This is a genomic window from Paenarthrobacter sp. NPDC018779 (genome assembly GCF_044391085.1).
Taxonomy (GTDB): Bacteria; Actinomycetota; Actinomycetes; order Actinomycetales; family Micrococcaceae; genus Arthrobacter.
Map to the genome: position 1 here is coordinate 157,684 of NZ_JBIRZS010000003.1, position 15,577 is coordinate 173,260.

The 15,577-nt window shown below is 59.5% G+C and carries 13 protein-coding genes; 2 read left to right on the forward strand and 11 right to left on the reverse strand.

Annotated features, from left to right (window positions below):
- Nucleotides 1-60: 60 nt before the first annotated feature.
- The 9 genes from ACH488_RS05195 to ACH488_RS05235 all read right to left on the reverse strand — a co-directional run bounded on the left by ACH488_RS05195 (nucleotide 61) and on the right by ACH488_RS05235 (nucleotide 10,025).
- On the reverse strand, nucleotides 61-564 hold the full coding sequence (locus ACH488_RS05195; RefSeq protein ID WP_397322703.1) for a single-stranded DNA-binding protein: 504 nt from the start codon (nucleotides 562-564) through the stop codon (nucleotides 61-63).
- A 52-nt stretch (nucleotides 565-616) separates the two neighbouring features.
- Nucleotides 617-1,762: an ArdC-like ssDNA-binding domain-containing protein gene (locus ACH488_RS05200; protein ID WP_397322704.1), complete on the reverse strand. Its 1,146-nt coding sequence runs from the start codon at nucleotides 1,760-1,762 to the stop codon at nucleotides 617-619.
- 85 nt (nucleotides 1,763-1,847) lie between these two features.
- On the reverse strand, nucleotides 1,848-2,348 hold the full coding sequence (locus ACH488_RS05205; RefSeq protein WP_397322705.1) for a hypothetical protein: 501 nt from the start codon (nucleotides 2,346-2,348) through the stop codon (nucleotides 1,848-1,850).
- Nucleotides 2,345-4,123: a type IV secretory system conjugative DNA transfer family protein gene (locus tag ACH488_RS05210; RefSeq protein ID WP_397322706.1), complete on the reverse strand. Its 1,779-nt coding sequence runs from the start codon at nucleotides 4,121-4,123 to the stop codon at nucleotides 2,345-2,347. The genes ACH488_RS05205 and ACH488_RS05210 overlap by 4 nt, the downstream gene beginning before the upstream one ends.
- A gap of 11 nt (nucleotides 4,124-4,134) precedes the next feature.
- The gene (locus ACH488_RS05215; RefSeq protein WP_397322707.1) at nucleotides 4,135-5,595 is read right to left on the reverse strand and encodes an ATP-binding protein; all 1,461 of its coding nucleotides are present in this window, start codon (nucleotides 5,593-5,595) and stop codon (nucleotides 4,135-4,137) included.
- Nucleotides 5,592-7,070, reverse strand: a complete 1,479-nt coding sequence (locus tag ACH488_RS05220) for an SCO6880 family protein (RefSeq protein ID WP_397322708.1) — start codon at nucleotides 7,068-7,070, stop codon at nucleotides 5,592-5,594. The genes ACH488_RS05215 and ACH488_RS05220 overlap by 4 nt, the downstream gene beginning before the upstream one ends.
- Nucleotides 7,063-8,472, reverse strand: coding sequence for a type IV secretion system protein (locus tag ACH488_RS05225; protein ID WP_397322709.1), 1,410 nt, complete (start codon nucleotides 8,470-8,472; stop codon nucleotides 7,063-7,065). The genes ACH488_RS05220 and ACH488_RS05225 overlap by 8 nt, the downstream gene beginning before the upstream one ends.
- Before the next feature lie 6 nt (nucleotides 8,473-8,478).
- Nucleotides 8,479-8,793 carry a hypothetical protein gene (locus ACH488_RS05230; RefSeq protein ID WP_062096305.1) on the reverse strand — a complete coding sequence of 105 codons (315 nt, stop codon included), beginning with the start codon at nucleotides 8,791-8,793 and terminating at the stop codon, nucleotides 8,479-8,481.
- A gap of 185 nt (nucleotides 8,794-8,978) precedes the next feature.
- Nucleotides 8,979-10,025, reverse strand: coding sequence for a CBS domain-containing protein (locus tag ACH488_RS05235; protein WP_397322710.1), 1,047 nt, complete (start codon nucleotides 10,023-10,025; stop codon nucleotides 8,979-8,981).
- A gap of 629 nt (nucleotides 10,026-10,654) precedes the next feature.
- On the opposite strand from ACH488_RS05235, the gene ACH488_RS05240 reads away from it, so the two are divergent.
- Both ACH488_RS05240 and ACH488_RS05245 read left to right on the forward strand, forming a co-directional pair.
- Nucleotides 10,655-11,746, forward strand: coding sequence for a DUF262 domain-containing protein (locus ACH488_RS05240; protein WP_397322712.1), 1,092 nt, complete (start codon nucleotides 10,655-10,657; stop codon nucleotides 11,744-11,746).
- Nucleotides 11,746-12,405 carry an MAE_28990/MAE_18760 family HEPN-like nuclease gene (locus ACH488_RS05245; RefSeq protein ID WP_397322713.1) on the forward strand — a complete coding sequence of 220 codons (660 nt, stop codon included), beginning with the start codon at nucleotides 11,746-11,748 and terminating at the stop codon, nucleotides 12,403-12,405. Before ACH488_RS05240 ends, ACH488_RS05245 begins: the two co-directional genes overlap by 1 nt.
- 295 nt (nucleotides 12,406-12,700) lie before the next feature.
- Here the strand turns inward: ACH488_RS05245 and ACH488_RS05250 are convergent, their stop codons facing one another.
- Both ACH488_RS05250 and ACH488_RS05255 read right to left on the reverse strand, forming a co-directional pair.
- A complete protein-coding gene (locus tag ACH488_RS05250; RefSeq protein WP_397322714.1) occupies nucleotides 12,701-13,807 on the reverse strand; it encodes a C40 family peptidase in 1,107 nt (368 codons plus the stop codon).
- Between the two features lie 760 nt (nucleotides 13,808-14,567).
- Entirely contained in the window at nucleotides 14,568-15,461 is an 894-nt protein-coding gene (locus tag ACH488_RS05255) for a hypothetical protein (protein WP_397322716.1), read from the reverse strand.
- Between the last annotated feature and the right edge of the window lie 116 nt (nucleotides 15,462-15,577).

Genomic DNA, 15,577 nt, shown 5'->3' on the forward strand with positions numbered 1-15,577 from the left:
CAGACAGAGAGCTGCCCACGTCACCGACATGCAACGTGGGCAGCGAGTTGCAGGAGCGGATCAGATGGACATGTCAGTCCCCGCCCCGCCAAAAGGGGACGACACCACCGGGCTTTTGGTCGTCACGTTGTAGGCGGGCCAGCCCGTCGCGGTGGTTGCCTCCGGGCCAGTTACCTCTACTGTGACTTCCGATTCCGTGACGGCACGGGCAGAGCGCTGGTACGTAGCTGTCCCAAAGCGCAGATCAGGACCGATGGTGTCAGCAATGATGCGTCGAGCCTCGCGGCGCTCACCGTCCTTGTCGTACGACCGGAATTCCAGTTCGCCCGAGACGGTCACCGGATCACCCTTCTTGAGTGAGCTTGCGGCGTTTTCGGCCAGCATTCGGAACGCCGACACGTTGTGGAAGACCGGCTCACCGTCACGCCATGTGCCATCCGGATTCTGGATGCGCTGATTCACAGCGACCCGGATCTTTGCATGCGGCGTACCGGACTCCCCGATAGTGAGCTCGGGGTCTGCGACAAGGTTTCCCGCAATGGTGATGGGAATTTTCGTGTTCATGGTTGGTACCTTTCTTCGCCAACGGGCCTCTCCCATCGGACAACTGATTCGTTCAGGGACCAGCAAGCTCGGGGCCAGGCATCGAGGCACCCGGACCGGGCACGCCGGCGTATGAGGCAGCAGCCGTCACAGCAGGCGAGGCACTGACAGAAGCAAACTTCCCACCAAAGCCAGGAGGATCCGAAATAGCGAGAATGCCTTTGGTTGCCGCCGTTACCCGCCCCAGCACGGATTTGGCGATCTCCACGCGCGACGTCGGAGCACGCCCCTCCTGCAGTTCCTTCTCGGTTCTGATGACCGCGTCAGCCCACCCGGCCAAGTAGGTGGCCGACTGTGGCCCACGATCAATGCCATGAGCCCTGAGGACGGTGTAAGCAACCGATTCGGCCTCCACTTCAGCCAAGCCGCGGTGATTCGCGCTGCTGCCATAGAGCCGCCCAACACTGTCATCCGGACCGTGCAACAGGACGTGCCCTAGTTCGTGGGCAAGGACCGCCACGCGCTCCTCGCTGCTCATCCAAAGGCCAACTTGAATCCGACGAGCGTCGAAATCGGTGTAGCCACTCGTATAACCGTATTGGACACCTGAGACCTCCACCCGGAAGCTGCGTTCCTTCGCGACTTCACACAGGGACCGCCACAGTTCATCCAGATTCTCCCCGGTTTCAACGCCCCCGCGCGGCACCAGGATCGGTGTTCCTTCCGTTTGGGTAACGTCAAAGACTGCTTGGCCTCGCCAACCCGTGACGACGTTCTTTTTGCCAAGGCTGACGGCATCAACCGGGGCTGCCTGGGCCACGGGCAGCAGCTTCCGCTGACCATCGGCCATCTTCAACTCCTGCATGGAAGCAGTCCGCGGCGCAATCACCCAGAGCGCGTGCTCGCCCCGCAGCACCGTCCGCCCATGACGCGCCCACTCTTTGTAGCCGGCCACCAGCGTCGGCTCCTCGGTACCACGCTGCGCCATCTGCGCCATTAGCAGGGCGACGTTGCCCCCTGAATAACGCCACAGAGTCGCCGAAGCGTCGAGCAAGATCTGCCACCGCGCCGGTGACTCAATCGCTTGTTCAAGTGCAGCGTGAAGTCCTTCCGTAAGACTCGCGATGCGCTCCTCAGGCGACATTCGAACGGTCGGTGGAAGGCCGACGTCGTCCGTCCCGCCAGGCAGGTGAGCGTTCGATTCAGGTGCAGCGGTCACGGCAGCCATCCTTCGTACTTCTGAGTCAGCCCTGAGAAGGGATCACCTATCCATGTCCGGCCCGAGCCAGGACGCCATGACCGGATCAGGAACCAAACTGATGAGCGCTAAACTTCCAGTCATCGAAAGCCGGTTCCGCTGGCACAATCCTGGTGACCGGTTCCTTGTGGCTCTGCAGACCAACGCACCCTGCGGTTCTCGTGTGGGTTCGGAGACGCTCGACGGCGTGTGGGAGCCTTTCGTGGAACGCCAACGGCCCGAAGCCCGAGTCATCGGCAGTGAAAGAAGCCATCTCAGCTCGCTGCAGCGCGTACAGCTCGGCCACCACCTCCGAATGCCGCCACCAGCAATCCGGCACCACAGAGGTGGTCAGCTGATAGGTGGCGACGAACCATCGAACCCATTCAAAGAGGCTCTGCCAAACAAACTCAGCCTGTTCAGATGACATATCCCGCCACCGGCGAGTGAGGCCCACCGTGCGGGGCGAGGGCTGAAACGACGAGCGAAACAGCTCAGCCGTCAGCTCATCGTCGAGGTCCGAGACGCGGCCAACTTCGAAGTCGGCATCGTCGGCATGGGTGCTCATGATTCATCCCCAGTGTTGGATTCCTGCCGGGTCAGGTGACCAGCAGCCAACTCCCTCTCCGTTTCAGCTTTCGAACGGCCCAGTTCAGCAGCGTCCTTGCGTTTGTGCCAATCGCGCAGGTCAAGAAGTATGGGTCGAGTCCGTCGACCAAGCATGAGGGCAGTACCAACAGGAAGACGACGGATCTCGTCCAGGCGGATCACCGGAGTATCCCGGATCTGTTCGCCGTCCTGGCGGCCTTGAGCGGACCAGGAGCGGGTGTTCATGATGAGGCTGCGCTCCCCCAGCAGACCCGCCAGCGAGCGCAGGTCACGCTCGTCAGACCCACCGCCGAAGATGACCTTGATGATCGCGGAATCCCAAATAGTCGCCGCTTCCTCAATCGACCAACCGCTACGTGCCTGAGACAAGGACTGAAGGACCACTAGAGTCGAAATACCAATCCCTCCGCCATCAGAGAGCACCACTGGAAGCCCCGGCCAAGGAGACAGGTTGGCAATCTCATCCAGGATCAGTGACAACGGTGGATCAAGCCGCCCGCCGGCCGAGACGAACGCCATCTCGCGGGCAGCATTGTCGATGTCGTCAATCAGCGCGGATAAATACGGACCCGCTGCGGCAGCTCCGGAGCGGGTGCCGATCAGATACAGGGTCCCCCGCTGTCTGATAAAGGCTTTCGGGTCGAACTCCTGGGCTTCGTCCTGGGGATTCAGCGCCGCCAATACCCGTGGCGAGGACAACGGTGCGACCGCCGCAGAGACTCCAATCCAAGAGTTCGAGGTATTGCGCGGATCGTCCTCCAGTATCCCCATCAAGTCCGACTGCCAACCGAGGGCCGCTCCCGTACGTCCGAGGACGTCCAATGCCTCGCGTGCCAGGACCGGGCTGGAAGACCAACGGCGGAAAGCAGCAATACCCTCCCCGGACAGAGCCGCTGCGTGGAGGAGACACTGCAAGACGATCAGCGAGCGCTTCTGCCACGCCGCGTTCTCACCCTTCATCTCGGTATCTGCAGTAATCACCAGGGCTCGACGGGTTGCGATATCTGGATCCCCACACCCACGGACAGGCGACCACCGAAGCGTGGACGGCAGCCCCGACATGCCCTGCGGATCAAACACCGTCACAGGTCGCCCGTCACTCATCCGGGCCCGCATGGTCACCACCAAGTTGTCGGCACGCGTTGACGTCGTGACCACCGCCCCTGGCGCATCGAGGATCGCATTGATGACCACATACAGGCCCTTGCCCGACCGCGGCGCACCTTGAATAACCATCGACTCTTCCGTTGAGACGTGGATGGTCACACCCCGCGAGCGCCCGAGCGTCCATGAGACGTCTTGGATACTCGGTCGACTGAGCCCTGGACGCGTGTACAGGCCACGACGTCGGACGGCTCGGGAACCAAAGTCGCGAACAATTTCCGCCCTTCCGGCCACGCCGTCCCTGCTGAGGATGTCTTGCCGGAGCCATGCACCAGATTGTTTCCACATCTTCCAGCCGAGCACTCCCCCGACGGCGAGCGCCGCGACCGCGACTAGCACACCACTCACGATCCACCAGACTGCAGCCAGGTCGGGCGCACACTCTCGCGAGATCCAGTCAGAGCGGCCGACCAACAGTCCGACGCCGGCCACCGGATTGAAGAACGACGGCGGCTTACCGCCACACGGCCGAGGCGTCACCGCAGAGGCTGCGGTCACGACAATAAAGCAAAAGACCACGTAGCCAGCAATCGCCCACAGACCAACGGACACCATCGGATTCGTACTCACTGATCGTGTCCTCACAGGTGCATCCGATCATCAGTACCGAAGACCTCAAGCTCATCTGTGGTCACCCGGTTTGCAACGATGAACGAGCGGTTGCCCACCTTCCACAGACCAACCCCTTTCGGAAGGTTCTCGACGTGGTCGCACTCCGCCTCCGTCAAACCCAAAGCTTCCTTGGTCAGCCGCATGGCATCATGCTTCTGCCGATAGATGATGCGCGTATCCGCTTCCGTCAGCAGCCCAAGCGCCTTCTGCCGGTGACCGCTGGTGCTGTCACCGATCTCGTTGAGGTCTGCCACCTTGTGCATGATCAGAAGGTTGGCGATCCCGTACGTGCGAGCGAGCCTCCACTGCTCGCTCATCTTGGCCAACATGTAAGGATCGGCGAGCATCCGCCAACCCTCGTCGTACACCACAAGCCGCTTACCGCCGTCGGGGTTCGTCACCGCGGCCTCAAGCCACGTTGCGCTGCAAGCGGCAGCCAAAGACAACGCCTGCTCCGATGCCCCGATCAGCGCTGATGTGTCCATCACCATCATTGGTGCGTCGGCATCGAACGCCACCGTGGACGGAGCATCGAACATACCTTCCAGGTCGCCCGACACGGTCCTTCGCAGGGAGTGGCTAACAGCGACGCCGCCATCCCTACCAACCAAAGCCAGGGTTTCCGGGGACGGGTTGAGCAGATGGTCCAGCACCATGGGGAGTGTCGGCGTCGAGTTCTCCGCAGTCGTCTCCATCAGCGCCATGTCCAAAGCCGTGTGTTCAACCGGATGTAGCGGCGTGCCCTGCCGCATGAGAGACACGAGAGCCACGAGCAGTTGCCGGCGCCGCTGCCGCACGACGGCCTTCCACTGCGTGTCTGTCAGCGAGCTTGGCCTCGGTCCGGCATCGAGCGGGTTAACACGCGCCGATCGGCCCGGGCCGACAGAAATGACCTTGCCGCCCACGGCATTGGCCACGGAAACCCACTCACCCTTGGGATCCGAGGCAACAGCAGCCTTTCTACCCAAGGTTATGGATCTTGCAACCAGCGACTTGCCGCACATCGACTTACCGGTGCCTACGGTCCCAATGACGACAATCGACGGACCACTGATGATCCCCTTGTCGTAAAGAATCCATGGATCATAGGAGAAAGCGCCGGAGCCAAAGACATCAGTTCCGATGTAGGTTCCTTCATGGCCTAGGCCGGACTCAGTGATGAAGGGGTATGCGGCCGCGAACGTCATGGTCGATGCGCGGTGCGGAGCCGGACGTAGTCGATGTGGCCCCCAAAGGGAATGGCTCTCCCTGCTGCCCCAGTCGCCGCGAAGGCGCTCGCGGTCCGGGTGCTCCGCCCGCTTGTCCTCATCGCTATGGAACAGACGCCTTCTCTGTGGAGTCGCCTCGGCAGCCGCGGCCTGTTTGGCAAGCTTCCGCTCCGACCGAGTGCCCGACGGCGTATAGGTCACCTCTTGGTTCTTGAGGCTCATCGCAGTCCTCGCCCTAAGGGAAGTCCCCCAGCGATGAAAGCGGCCCACTGCTGGCCCGCAAGCAACCGCAGTTCAACGAACGCACCAGCCGCCGCTGATTCGAGTTCATGCCGATGCCGGGCCAGGTCTTCCAACGACTCGGCGGTTATGGTGACGAAAGCCGTAGGCCGAACATCACCGTGTCCCGCGACAATCTCTTCTTCCCGTTGGGAGACCTCTTCTTCCTCCGCACGCTGCTCCCGCGTCGTGGGTCGATCGAAACGTGTGTTGATCCGCCGTCGTGTTTCGTGTGCCTCCTGGGCGGAGCGAATGTCTCGCAGGGCTTCGATGGTCGGCACGGTTCTGATGACCTGCGTTACCGTGTGCCGGAAGTCGCCAACGTAGACGAGCGGGTGAAGGAAGCCCGGATACACCTTTTGTCGCGGCCATTCAGCGACCCAGAACGTCTGGTGGAATCCGGAGTCGCTTCGGAGATAGGTCCAGTGTTCCTCGACAGCCATGGGGCCGGAACTCTGACGCAGTGGCTGTATCTCATCTCTGGGCTGACGCTCGGACTTCGAGGACCCGCGTGCGATGGTCTCGGGATCGAAGGCTCCACGGAAAACGTCGAGGAGCCTCGGCTCAGACAACCATTCCTCAACCCTGACACCGTGGGTCGCCAAGGACGTCGTGATCGCACCGACCTCAAGACGCAGCAAGCGTTCGAGCCCGTTCTTCCCGCCGCCCGACTCCTTGATACGTCGTCGCGACTTGGACGTATCAATTACCAGCGACAGCAACACATCGTGACTCATCGCAGACCCGGCCGCAGAGATCAGATCTTGGTACGCAACTTGCCCCCACGAGCTGCGCTCGCCGTCTGCAACTGTGACTGTCCGATCGTAGAAATCTTGAAGCGCTGACGACGGGTACGGCACCGTATAGTCCTGAACAGCGATCCGGGCGATGTCAGATCGTTGGGCCAGCCCCGCTTGCACTCGGGACCACGCTTGAGCAGCCCAAGCTTTGTCATCGTCGTCGAGAAGAGCAAAGGAACGGGTACTACAACGGAGCACGACAACGGCCTCCTTGCCCGGGGCATCCAGGATCACGCATTCCCCACGTGAAAGCGGCTGAACTTTGAGGTTGCCCAGACCCCCGGGCAGAGCAAGCTTTCCGGCTTTGACCGGGCGCTCTGGCCGCGCCAGATAGCGAGTCTGCCCTAGAACACTCCGCACGAAGAACAAGACGATAAGGCTGCCCCAAATCGGGTACGGAATCCGTGAGTACTGGAGCACACCGATCAGGACCAACGAGACCCACATCGGCGCTGTCACTACAAGGCCGCCGGGACCGCCCGCGGCCGAGGCAATAATCGCCACGAGAACGCCTGTGGCTACCAGTCCTAGCTGGTACCACTTCAACCCCATGAAGATTCCGCGCCGTTCGTACCTGGGAAATTTGACGGGTTCCAGTGCCCGCGATTCATCACTCATTGGACTTGTCCGGAGGTAGTGGCCTGTAGGCGTCCTTGTGCTTGACCGGCGGCAGCTCTGTCGCTGGCAAGGCGCTATTCGGAGTCCTCACTTCGGGCGCCCGTGGGGTTGGCCGTTGACCGGCGAATGGTGCTTTTCCCGTGCCCCCGGAAGTGCGGTTGGTGGGTGCCGACGGTGCGGAGCCACTTGAGTCAGGGACCACCTGTCCCCTTACGACTGAGGTGCTGGAGTCGGAACTGCCCGACGGCGACCCCTCCAGAAGGGCGACATCGCCGCCCGAGCGGTGTACCGGCGTCGTGCTTGAATGACTCCGCGGCAGCGGCACGGATGGCGGAAGGGCTCTAGTGGGGATGTCCCGACGGCTCGACGGAACTGGCCGTGAGATTGCGGAGCGGGCCATCATGGATGCGATCGTCATTCTCCCACCGAGTTGTCGACTGACTTGTCGCGAGGCAAAGTTGTTGCCGCGAGACAGGACGTGTCCGCCGCCAGCGGTCTGGGCTGCTGCGGCGAGTTCCCCACCCGCGAAGCTGACGAGCCGGAGCGCCATCAACGGAGCACCACAGGCAAGGACCATGCCAACGGTGCCAGCAGCGAGTCCCGCGAACGATGTCGAGTCCGCGAACAACTTGATGGCGGTTGCCAGAACAGTCGCGGCCAATGGTTTAGCCAGGAGAAGTGCAACGACGATTTCGCACCAACGTCCGGCCCACACCTTGGATTTCTCCCACGGCAGCATCATGAGGGCGACGGGCGCTACTGCGGCGAGGACTGCGAGTGCGAAGGTGCGGAAAATCATCGAGCACATGAGGATGAACGCCAGTACCCACACCACGACGACTGCCATGACCGTGACTACGGCTCCGCCGACGGCGCCGCCCTGATTACCCGGAGCGAGAGAGACGACATTCCATTCACGGTCAGAGCCGGCAGCGGCTCTTTCAAAGCCGAACAGGCGCATGAACACGACGTAGGGGTCTGTGCCGATCGATTCCAGGAGTGCAGCGGAAGCTTGGTCGCTGGCTCGGGTGAGCTGACGGACGACGTACACGGCCGCGGCCACGAGCGGGACCGCTGCCGCTCCCCCGACAAGAGCACGCAAGAGTCGTCGCGGTTGTTGGCTGAGCAGCCCAGACAGGAGCTGAATGATCATCACCACGACGAGCGGGGTCATCATGACGATGACCCACCAGTTGGTCAGTCCTCCGATGGCGGTCCATTGGGAGTCGTCAACCTCGGAGACGGTGAAGGCGCCCGTGATGAAGCCCCACATCCATGAGGCGATGTTCTGCAGGACGTTGGCGAAGATGGATGTGATGGAGCCTTGGATGCCGTCGTTCGCTTGGGAAACAAGTCCGCATCCTGGCGGCCACCAGCCATTGAGGTCGCAGTCGACAGGCATGGCTGCTCAGAAACCGAGCGGGAATGCCGTCTGCGACCAGAGGATGTAACCGTTGATCCCACCGAGGATGGCCGCAACCGGACCAGTCCACAGCAGGATCACACCACCGCCGGATGCAAGCCGCGAAGATTGACTTAGCTTGCCGGCCAGGAGCATCGCGGCTCCGATGATCGCCACGATAGCGATCACGATGAAGGCACCGACGAGAATGCCCCCGCCGATCTGCTTCAACGACTCAAGAAAAGGGAAATTCGCGTTTGGTGTGATCCCAGGATCCACCGCTGCCAGAAACATCTGGTGCTCCATCCAGTCGTCTTCCAATGGAATGAGCTGATTGAGCTCACGACTTCATGGGTGGTGAATGCGGCAACGACATGACGGTGGCCTTCGTCCCGCGGCTTCGTGAAAAGAACCGACCTATGACTCGGAATGAGGGGCGAAAACAGCAAACTCCTCTTCTGGGGTGTGGGTGAAACGCCAACATAGGCATCGCCAACCTCGGTGGGTCAGCTGAGCGGTGTTGCCCTCAGGATACGGAGGGCTCGTGTAACTGCATGCTTATTGCTGGACTCCAAGTCGGTCTCGTCGTCCGGCCCCGAGCTGAAGTGCATGACTCCGTTTCGAACATCGCGGACTTTTTTGAGTAGATTGATGCATACTCCTTGGTCAAGTTCAATGCCGGTCGCGTTCCATATGTTTTTGTCTTCAAGCGCGGCAAGGTACTCTCCAAACATCATGTCAGTCGCCCCGCGGAATTTACTCATATCTCGCCGCCTGGGCTCGAGGTATCCCCTGAGTTGCGGAATGGGTGACTTGTCCAAGAGAATTCGTATCCGACTTTCAAGCTCCTGCAGCTGGATATATATCCCAGCCGTTCCATTGAAAGCTTGTGCAAGGTCACTAGCAGTCACGATGCCGTCGACGCAACCGTCTGGTGCTCGATATAAGACGAATTCTTGGGCAATGATGGTGTCAACAAGGTCCAAGAAATCGTCGGATGAAGATGCAACATGACTCCGTGGACCCATCACATCCTTAGCTTTCGCATCGTCCAGATTTCCCCGGTACTGCGCGATACTGCGCCACGTCACGACGCCGTGCAATGTCTTCTTATCCTGGGATAGAACAGGGATTTGCGAAAGATCATCGCTAATCATAAATGTTTGTGTTTTCTTGGCCGACATTTCAGGACCACACGAGATCAGGGTTGGCCAATCGCCACGAAATGCGGAAATTGGAAGCGAGGCCACCGTTTCAGGCTCAGGTAATTCATCCCTTGGATCTGAAATAAACACATGACCATAGTAGTCGGCGTTATCCACCGCTGGCTTGCAAACTAGACCGCGGTTTTTCAATTTCTCATTGATATCCTGATTCACGATCTTACCGCGCCTACTGTTGCCATTCAATCGTATGAGGTGCTCGGTCGAAATACGCCAAGGGGTACCTTTTTTGACTAGCGCCAAGAAGTCATTCAGGCCGCCCACCTCACCGGACTCCAGCTTATCCACAGTAAATTCTTGAGGTTCAACGAAAGCGGGGGTCCCGGTCATAGTCCATCCTTAAAAGTTGGTGCGCACTTCGACGGTTTACTTGGCGCCTCCGACTCGATCTTGACCGGTACCTCGTCAAGCGTCAACTCAACGGAGAAAAGCCTCGAGTCGAACCGCATGGGGCAGATAACGTGCACGCTTGGAACTCGCGTCGCATTGCAGGCGAGTGCAAGCTCGACGCTGGACTAATTGGCGCCTGAAGGACGGCCTCCTCACGGTGCACGAATACGACCTGAGTGCAACCATGCCGGCGGCCAAGATACACGGCAGGGCTGGCAGGAGAAGCAGGGGTAACGTGCTGCCGGGCTGAGCTAATGCGTCATTCACCGATTCAGAGGGTTAGTCGTGAGAACAATGGCATGGAACGCGTAACGACCCCACTTCCAGGTCTTCCTAGCCGCCACGAAGAAAGTGGATGGGGCTACTCAGCCCCGGAAACAACAGCCATGGATGCGATGGCCTCTCATGTCGACAAACATTGCAGTGAACGCTCGATGCTGCGGCGTTGCCCGAAGGCTGGCAGCAGGCCGATCACACGCAACGGCATACAGCGAGGAGTGAGATAGCATCGAAGGCATCTCATCCCCTCCCGAGAGACACTTGGGTCAAAGATTGGCAAGCCATCTCAAATGACAAATCTTGATACGGAACTCGAGGCCGCCCGTCGTACCATTCACACGGATGGCTATCCAATGAGCATCGGTGAGCTCACGAATCTGTACCGGGACGGCGAGTTGGTCATCAGTCCGCCGTTCCAGCGGCTCTTTCGCTGGGACGATTCCCAAAAGTCACGACTGATCGAGAGCATACTTATCGGCATACCGCTGCCATCGATATTCGTAGTCCAGGATGAAGGTGGGAAGTGGGAACTCGTCGACGGGTTACAACGAGTGAGTACTCTTCTGCAGCTCCAAGGCCTACTCGACGCTAATGAGTTTCCACCGCTCGAACTGAGCGCTACAAAGTATCTGCCGTCGCTAGAGGGTGCAGTATGGGATTCGGATAGTCGCCCCTCCCTGACTTCAGCGCAGAGGCTTGATATTAAGCGTGCAAAAATTGATCTCAAGATCGTACAGCGAGGTTCGGATCCGAAAACCAAGTTCGATCTGTTCCAACGGCTAAACTCGTTCGGATCCAAGCTGTCAAACCAAGAGATACGCAATGCCCAGCTGGTCGGCGTAAATCCTACTTTTGTTGCATGGCTAAGTGAGCTCGCCAACCGCGAATCATTCGTCTCCCTATTGCGGTTGCCCGACGCTGATAAAGCAAAAAAATATGATGAGGAACTTGCGCTCCGATTCTTGTTTTTGCACACAAAGTCAAACGAAGAAATTTTTGCTATCCGGAACTTCCAAGACGAGCTAGAGGAGTTCTCTGCCGACTTGGCCCAATCCTTCTCTGATGATGTCAAAGATCAACTTGGTGCGTCCTTCGCGGAGACATTCGATCGCCTCCAGAGCGCAGATGAGGACATCCTCCGACGATGGGATGCGCAGAAGGAGAAGTTCACAGGAGGTTTCCTGAACACGTCCTTTGAGGCGCTAGCGATCGCCCTCGGCTACCTACTCAGGGAAGGCACGCCGTCTAGGTCGGATCTACGCGACGCAGCGATCGAATTTTGGAACGAACCGGAGATGATCAAGAAGTTCGCAACAGGCAAATCTACTGAAGCTCGCTTGCGGTTGATGGTTCCCAAAGGACGCGAGATCCTCAGTTCGTAATGGCAAAGATACGCACGATTGAGGCGTTAGAAGACGCAATTTCGGAAGAAACGGCATGGCGGAAGCACGAACTCACCACCGCCCGAAAGCTCGTCCAGCAATCAACTGGGTCAACCCAGACCGCCAACCTGAGGTCGGGCGTGCTCCTTCTTTACGCCCACTGGGAGGGCTGGGTAAAGAACGTCGCACAGCTGTACATAAGGTACGTGAACACGCAGCATCCTACCTACTCTGAGCTAAGCGCAGCGTTCCTTGGCAACGCCCTAAAAACCAAGATTTCTTCCATGGAACAAGCCTCAACGCCTGCGGTTCATAACGAGTTTGCTAAGTTCATTATTGAGGGTTTCGAGGGAAAAGCTCGCCTTTCCGAGGATCTTGTCCAAACCCAAAGCAACCTCTCTTCAAAAGTGTTGTCCGATGTGATTGGACGGCTTGGCCTCCCGTTACGTTCGGAGTACTCGACGCGATCCAAAATGATTGACGAGGAGCTCGTCAATCGTCGAAATACCATCGCCCACGGACAGTTCATGGAGCTTAGAGCCGACGACTTCTTGATACTTCATGAGAATGTGTTGTCTCTGCTGCAGCTCTTCACTGACGATATTAAGAACGCAGCCTCCACAAGCGCCCACCTGACGGGGGCTGTCAAAGGCAACTAGGCCCGACAATCTCAGGAGTGGACTGGCTTCTCGAACCCATCGCGCGGCCCGGAATGAATCACTCGGGCCAGAACCGGCAGTTTGATGAGTACAAGGGAGCAGCACTGTCCTGCGTCCATGCAGATGACGTAACAATCCGGGACATCTTTTCGACTTCGCTAGCAACCGCGCGATCCACAAAACTGTTGATTGTGTGTAAGAGAACGCTGCTGCCCAAAGTCAGCCGAGCAGCGAAGTTCGCTCTGCAACAGCCTCTTGGCCGAAAGCGTCCGTCAACCAGGTCACCTTTTCCGCTTCATTCCAGGAGGTCGAAGTAGGCGGTTCCCGAGTTCCATTCGATAGGGTGCAGGAGAGTCCCAACGGACGGATTCAGCGCACTGTACATCAGCCCATCGCCGGCGTAGATACCCACATGTCCCCAATTGTCTGGCCCCTGAGGATTCTGGACGACCAAATCGCCAATCTGCGGGTTCTCCGTCATTCGCCCCACTCGCCACTGTTCGACCCGCGGAAGCTCTATTCCGACCTGCTGGTAGATCCACTGAACGAAGCCAGAACAGTCCCACGCCTTAAACGCCGTACCGCCCCAAACGTAGGCGCCACCGACCCCCAGCTTGGTGAAGCGAAGAATGTCCTGGCGGATCTGGCTTAGACCGTCAGCCGAGACGACGTCGGTGATCACAGAGGGGGCGTCCGAACATGAGGGACCTGGCGGGCTCCCACTAAGTGCATCCACAATCGTCGACGCCTGCGGCTCCCATCGGTCGTACAATTCCGGAAAAGCTGAAACCTGGACCGCCTGTGCAGCCTGCCCCTTACTCATGGAGGCCCACCCAGGGATGTCCAACAACCCTCGAGGGCTTCCATGGTTCGGCCCCGTCGGACCGCCGTAAAAGGCTCGAGCATTGTAAGAGATGTTCATCAGCTCTTGGACACTCCCCCACCCAGCGGCAGGCCGTTGCTGAGCCGAGCCGACGGAGTCGTGATCACTGCCGACTCCATCGTGTGGGTAGTTAAAGGAATCGGGGACGTTGGTATTGGCAAGCATCCGGAGACTGGACTCTTGCAAAGACATCATGATGGCGATGACCAGTGCCTCTCGCGGCAAGCCGAGTCCTTTGCCGACCAAGACGTACCCCTTGGCGACATTCACCTGGGCCGCCGACAGGCCGGCGACTCCAACGCCGGTTGGCAGGTCGAGCACTTCGGGGTCGCCACGAGCACCAGCCTCAGCGCTAGGGACACAGGCGACAGACGCCGTCGGACGATCCCCCACCAAAACAACCGCCACCGCGCTGGCAACCACAGCAAATGCGAGCGCGACCACCGCCACGAAAGCCCCGACCAACCTAAAAAAGGTGCGTCGTCGCACGAGAAGGACCGCAAGTCCGGGATGAGGCATCAGTAAACGATTCGGTCGGATGACGCGTAGAACGCGACCATCACGCAACGATCAGCAGGTGCTGTCGGAGCCGGAGGACAGTTAACCATGACACTGACGGGTGCGGAGTACGAGTTGGTACTTGTCGATGTGTGGTCCGCGACAGAGAGTCGCACGGTGCAGACATGCAGCCCTGGCCACGGAGCGGGCCGTTCGCGCACCTTGACCAGCTGTTCGTCGCACATCAATGACTCCGACTTCGCCTCACGAAAGGCCCCTTGGCCCGCCAAGGCCACGAACGATCCAGCGTTTACGCCCGTAGCTTCAAACTGCTGAACCAGAACGGTCCAAGGATTGGAACCATCCGGAAGCAAAACCCAAAGGTCGCGCATCTGGCCGTAGACCTCTGAGTAGGACGAGGTCCTTGTATCCCAGGTGTAGATAGCCTCTGCAGAGGCAGAGGCAACTGCGCGAAAGTCGGTCGGCTTAGGCGCAGGCAAAACAGTCGACGGTTTCGTTGTTCCAGAAGATTTAGCCGACGGCCGCGGCGCCGCAGCAGATGTGCTCCGCGCGGGGGCCGAAGCTACGGGAGTAGCCGCCGGCGGCCCCGTGGTTGGCCCCTTGGACGGCAGTGCGATGAGCAGAGCTAATGAGCCAACAAAGAGAAGTATCGTCAGCCCCAAGACCCATCGGTCTAAACGAGCCCGAACCCCCTTGGCCTTGCGGATGCTCATGATCACCACCTCTTAGGCATTGTTTGCCAGCTGCGGATGGAAGCTGGTTAGAAGGAGGCCGCCCTGCGGACCACGCGCCAAGCCGTTTGGTAGAGCCGCCGCGCCGTGCCGATCTGCACAGCAACGTAGCGATCGGTGACGCCCAGTTTCCGGGCCAGTCGAGCAATCGCTGCCTGCCGTTCCAATCCGTGGATGTCGGGGAGAACTATTGCGTTGGCGACCTCACGAAGGAGGACACTTGGGAGGCACTCAACCGCACGCTGACAGAGCTGACCAATATCGCCAACACTGCCCGGGGTGACATCCAGTGCCAGGCTGACTGTCTTCGCCGTCTGACGCACAGCAGTCACAGCGTTCCAACGACGGCGGTCGCGCGGCGTCGGGAGCGCATATTGGCGAGGCCCCGTGAGGCTCTCAACGGCCATCCGCCACGTCGGTGCCGGCACAGCTTCTCGAGTCAACTGCAGGACCATAACCGCCCACTCATGGTCGATGATCTCTTGGTTTTCGGGATTATCCTGCGCTATGAGGATGGCTGAGAGGCGTCCCCATGAACCCGAAACCTCGTCGCCCGTGGGGTCGAGCAACAGAGGCAGCGTCTTGTGGTTGAGCTCGCGGCGGGTGTGGGCGGCGCAGATGTTCGACGTCACGCCCTGGACCCATGCTTCAAAAGGGACACCAGGCAATGCGCGGTAGCTCCCCCTTGCTACGCCATTCCAGACAGCCACACGGATGTCCTGCAGGACGTCGTCAACATCGCATGACCGCCCGATATGAGCCAAGTGCGAAACGACGTAGCGCCGCACCCCTTCAACCGCTCCCATCATCTGGTCAATGGACACGGACAACATCGGCTCCGGTGGATCAGTCAGCGAGATGTCCACCGTTCCGGGACGTGACTGCAGTTGTTCGGCCTGCTCAATCTTGTCGTTTAGGCTCATCGCCCTCACCGCTTCGCATAGCTACTGTTCTCGAACGTTCGCCGCAGAGTGGCGACGTTATCGCGGCCGAGCCGACTCAGCCACAAACCAAAGCATCTAAAATTTATTGTCAAAGA

What these genes read in the sequence shown, in the direction of transcription:
- ACH488_RS05195 (WP_397322703.1), bottom strand. Translation starts at nt 564, where the DNA reads ATGAACACGAAAATTCCCATCACCATTGCGGGAAACCTTGTCGCAGAC.
- ACH488_RS05205 (WP_397322705.1), bottom strand. Translation starts at nt 2,348, where the DNA reads ATGAGCACCCATGCCGACGATGCCGACTTCGAAGTTGGCCGCGTCTCG.
- ACH488_RS05215 (WP_397322707.1), bottom strand. Translation starts at nt 5,595, where the DNA reads ATGAGCCTCAAGAACCAAGAGGTGACCTATACGCCGTCGGGCACTCGG.
- ACH488_RS05220 (WP_397322708.1), bottom strand. Translation starts at nt 7,070, where the DNA reads ATGAGTGATGAATCGCGGGCACTGGAACCCGTCAAATTTCCCAGGTAC.
- ACH488_RS05225 (WP_397322709.1), bottom strand. Translation starts at nt 8,472, where the DNA reads ATGCCTGTCGACTGCGACCTCAATGGCTGGTGGCCGCCAGGATGCGGA.
- ACH488_RS05235 (WP_397322710.1), bottom strand. Translation starts at nt 10,025, where the DNA reads ATGACCGGGACCCCCGCTTTCGTTGAACCTCAAGAATTTACTGTGGAT.
- ACH488_RS05240 (WP_397322712.1), top strand. Translation starts at nt 10,655, where the DNA reads ATGACAAATCTTGATACGGAACTCGAGGCCGCCCGTCGTACCATTCAC.
- ACH488_RS05245 (WP_397322713.1), top strand. Translation starts at nt 11,746, where the DNA reads ATGGCAAAGATACGCACGATTGAGGCGTTAGAAGACGCAATTTCGGAA.
- ACH488_RS05250 (WP_397322714.1), bottom strand. Translation starts at nt 13,807, where the DNA reads ATGCCTCATCCCGGACTTGCGGTCCTTCTCGTGCGACGACGCACCTTT.
- ACH488_RS05255 (WP_397322716.1), bottom strand. Translation starts at nt 15,461, where the DNA reads ATGAGCCTAAACGACAAGATTGAGCAGGCCGAACAACTGCAGTCACGT.